Annotated in this window: 4 protein-coding genes; all 4 read right to left on the minus strand. The window is 55.8% G+C overall.

The features are described 5' to 3' along the window. Positions 1-819, minus strand: an 819-nt coding sequence (gene panC / locus AQR02_RS15985) for a pantoate--beta-alanine ligase (RefSeq protein WP_245237500.1), incomplete at its 3' end; no start/stop codon positions are given. A gap of 1 nt (position 820) precedes the next feature. Then, positions 821-1,687 (minus strand): 3-methyl-2-oxobutanoate hydroxymethyltransferase, encoded by an 867-nt coding sequence (panB, locus tag AQR02_RS15990; RefSeq protein ID WP_054941328.1) that lies wholly within the window; start codon positions 1,685-1,687, stop codon positions 821-823. 324 nt (positions 1,688-2,011) lie between these two features. Beyond that, positions 2,012-2,812: a biotin--[acetyl-CoA-carboxylase] ligase gene (locus AQR02_RS15995; RefSeq protein ID WP_054941329.1), complete on the minus strand. Its 801-nt coding sequence runs from the start codon at positions 2,810-2,812 to the stop codon at positions 2,012-2,014. Beyond that, positions 2,812-3,322: HD domain-containing protein (locus tag AQR02_RS16000; RefSeq protein WP_483414280.1), on the minus strand; the 511-nt coding region annotated here is incomplete at its 5' end. The genes AQR02_RS16000 and AQR02_RS15995, both read right to left, overlap by 1 nt.

Raw genomic sequence — 3,322 nt, forward strand, 5'->3', positions numbered from 1 at the left:
GGCCAGTGCCATGATGATCTCGCCGTCCGCATCCGTTAAGAATGAGCTTCCGTCCAGTGGCTCCAGATCCGGGAGGGTCAGAATTTCCGCATAATCGATCACTGCAAGCGGAGAAGAGGAAATCACCGAGACAAGCAGGTTCCGCGCTTCGTCTACGGTATGGACTTCGCCTTCCTCCATGGCCTGGCGGACGCTCTGGAGTGAGCGGGACAGCACTAGTGCCTGACTGCGCTCTTGCGCCGACAGGTAGACGTTGCGCGAGCTGAGCGCGAGACCGTCATTCTCCCGGACAATCGGACAGGCGATAATTTCCACATTCATGTTCAGGTCAGAAACCATCCGGCGCAATACAGCCACCTGCTGGGCATCCTTAAGACCGAAGAAAGCATAGTCCGGCTGCACAATGTTAAACAGCTTGCTGACCACAGTGGTCACACCGTCGAAATGCCCGGGACGGGAAGCACCGCAAAGCCGGGTAGTCAGCGAGGATACCGATACTTTCGTGCGGATCGGCTGCGGATACATTTCTTCCACACTTGGAATAAATACAATATCCGCCCCTTCGCGTTCCGCAAGCTCCAAATCCCGGGCTTCATCGCGGGGGTAAGACGCAAAATCCTCATTGGGCCCGAACTGCAGCGGATTGACAAAAATGCTCATTACGACCGTGCTGCTCATTTCCCCTGCCCGCCGCAGCAGACTGGCATGTCCTTCATGAAGATATCCCATAGTTGGCACAAAACCGATGGGAGCATGCCCTCCTTGACGCATATATTCAAGCGCTTCGCGCAATTGTGCTACTGTTCTGACTACTCTCATCTTATTTCGCTCCTTTTTCTGCAGCGCCGTATAAAGATTCCAATACATGCTCATCCGCTTTGAAAATATGATCCTCAGAAGGGAAGGAGCGCTCCTTCACTTCCTTAACGTAGGTGCTGATCCCTTCACGGATTACGCTGCCCACATCCGCATAGGTTTTGACGAAGCGTTTGTCCCGGTAGGGTGAGGCATAACGGAGTATATCATGGAATACCAGCACCTGACCGTCGCAATACCGGCCTGCACCGATGCCAATCGTCGGAATGCTGAGCGCCTTCGTAATGGCTTCCGCCACTTCTTCGGTTACCAGCTCCAGCACAATCCCGAAGGCCCCGGCTGCTTCAAGCGCTTTGGCCTCTTTTATCAGCCTCTGGGCATCCTCAGGATCTTTGCCTTGAATCCGGTAGCCGCCGATCATGTTGACAGACTGCGGAGTAAGTCCGATATGTCCAAGCACAGGCACACCGGCCTTCACCACAGCAGAGACCGTATCACAAATTTCCAGCCCGCCTTCCATCTTGACGGCTTGAGCTCTCCCCTCCTGCATCAGCCGGCGCACACCGCGCAGGGTCTCATCAACGCTGCCGTGGTAAGTCATAAAAGGCATATCCGTCACAATAAAGGTATCCGGTGCCCCCCGGACGACTGATCGTGTATGGTACACCATATCGTCAATCGTTACCGGCAGGGTAGTATCGTAGCCGAGGACCACATTCCCCAAAGAATCTCCAACCAGGATCAGATCAATCCCTGCCTCTTCAGCTAAACGTGCCGACGGATAGTCATATGCGGTCAGCATGCTCAGGGGCACACCGTCCGTTTTCATTTTTTTCATTTTCACAATATTTGTAGCGTGTTTTTCAGCCATTCGCTCCCGTTCCCCTTTTCGCAGTTAAATTACGCGTAAACGCGCAAACAAAAAAACCCTTTAGCATTGTCCGCTAAAAAGGTCCGATGGGCAAAAAAGAGTCACTCGCGATCGTCCCTTCTGTCTCGGTCCTTACGGCTCAGAGCAGAATCCAACGTAACCGTGTAGTACAGTTATGAAGGTGTATCCCATAGCAATTTCTTGTGTAACAAAAATTTTTCGGAGTACAGTTCGTCATAACGATACCGTCTCTGTCCATAGTATAGCAAATTCAGCCGTCAATTACACCACAAAAATGTGACAAGGGATGGGACCCTTGTCACTTCAGATCATTTCTATTTCACCGGACAATATGCTGATGATCTTCCCGGAAGCATCCTGCAGCAGTAAGCCCCCGTTCTCATCCAGACCGATCGCACTTCCTTCGCAACGCCCCTGAGGCGTGCTGAACGAGATTTGGCGGCCCAGCGTCACCGACATGGCTTCCCAGAGTTCCTTAACCGGCTTAAAGCCCTGCTCAATGTAAAGCGTATATAAATATTCCAGCTCAGTCAGCACAGCTTCTGTAAGCCGGGTACGGTCAACAGGAATCCCCCCGCCTTCGATCAGCAGCGAGGTACCGACTCCCTGCAGGTAGTCCGGATAATCTTCCTCGGTCAGGTTAGCAGAAATACCGATGCCCGCGATAGCATAATGCAAGCCGCCTTCCCTTAGAGAGGATTCCAGTAAAATCCCGCAGATTTTGCGCCCGCCGGCCAGCAAATCATTCGGCCATTTGATCCCGGCCGGCACACCGGTAACCTCACGAATAGCCCTGCACACTGCCACTCCGGCAAGCAGCGTAAGCTGCGGAGTGAGGGACAGCGGGAGGTCAGGGCGGAGCACGACGCTCATCCAGATGCCTTTTCCGGCTGGCGAGTGCCATTTCCTGCCCATCCGCCCGCGGCCGCCTGTCTGTTCTTCCGCCCGGATCGCTGTTCCTTCGGGCGCCCCCTTCTCAGCCAGCTTCTTCGCTTCCTCCTGGGTAGACACCACCGTCTCCAGCAGCTGAATGTTGTCTTTCCATCCGGAAACGAAATGCTCACGGTTCAGCCGTGTCAAGTGCCGGGTGTCATCGCTTTTCATTAGGATCCATCCTTTTTTGCTTCCTGCAGCAATAATTGTTTGTCGTTAGGAATATCTCCAGCCGCTACAGCATGCAGCAGCCGCTGCAGCAGCTCCCCCAGCCACGGCCCTGGTCGTTTGTCCAGCCCCTCTGACAGCTCTTTACCCGTCAATGCCAGCTCCGCCAGCGAGCTGAGCTGCATGTTTGCCATCCAGGAGCGCAGGCGGCTTGGCGGGATGTATAGCGGCGCAGCCGGAGCGGGTGCGTCCTGGGACAGGCGCTTATGTCCATTCGCGGCAGACGCGATTGAATCCGTGGCTGGCTGCCGGGATGGCTCATCTAGCTGCCCGGCTGTGCCCGCGCCGGACTGGCTGCCCGGCGGCTGCGCGCCGCCCAGCGTAACGCAGGCGGCCTGCGGCACCGCCTCCAGCACCGTCAGCCACCCTTCGGCGGCTTCCGTGCCAAGGGCCAGCACAGCGGCGATCCAGCGCCGCCGCAGTGCCTCTTCCGCGCCGTCCCCCTCCGGCGCA

The sequence above is a fragment of the Paenibacillus ihuae genome (genome assembly GCF_001368795.1).
Lineage (GTDB): Bacteria > Bacillota > Bacilli > Paenibacillales > Paenibacillaceae > Paenibacillus_AQ > Paenibacillus_AQ ihuae.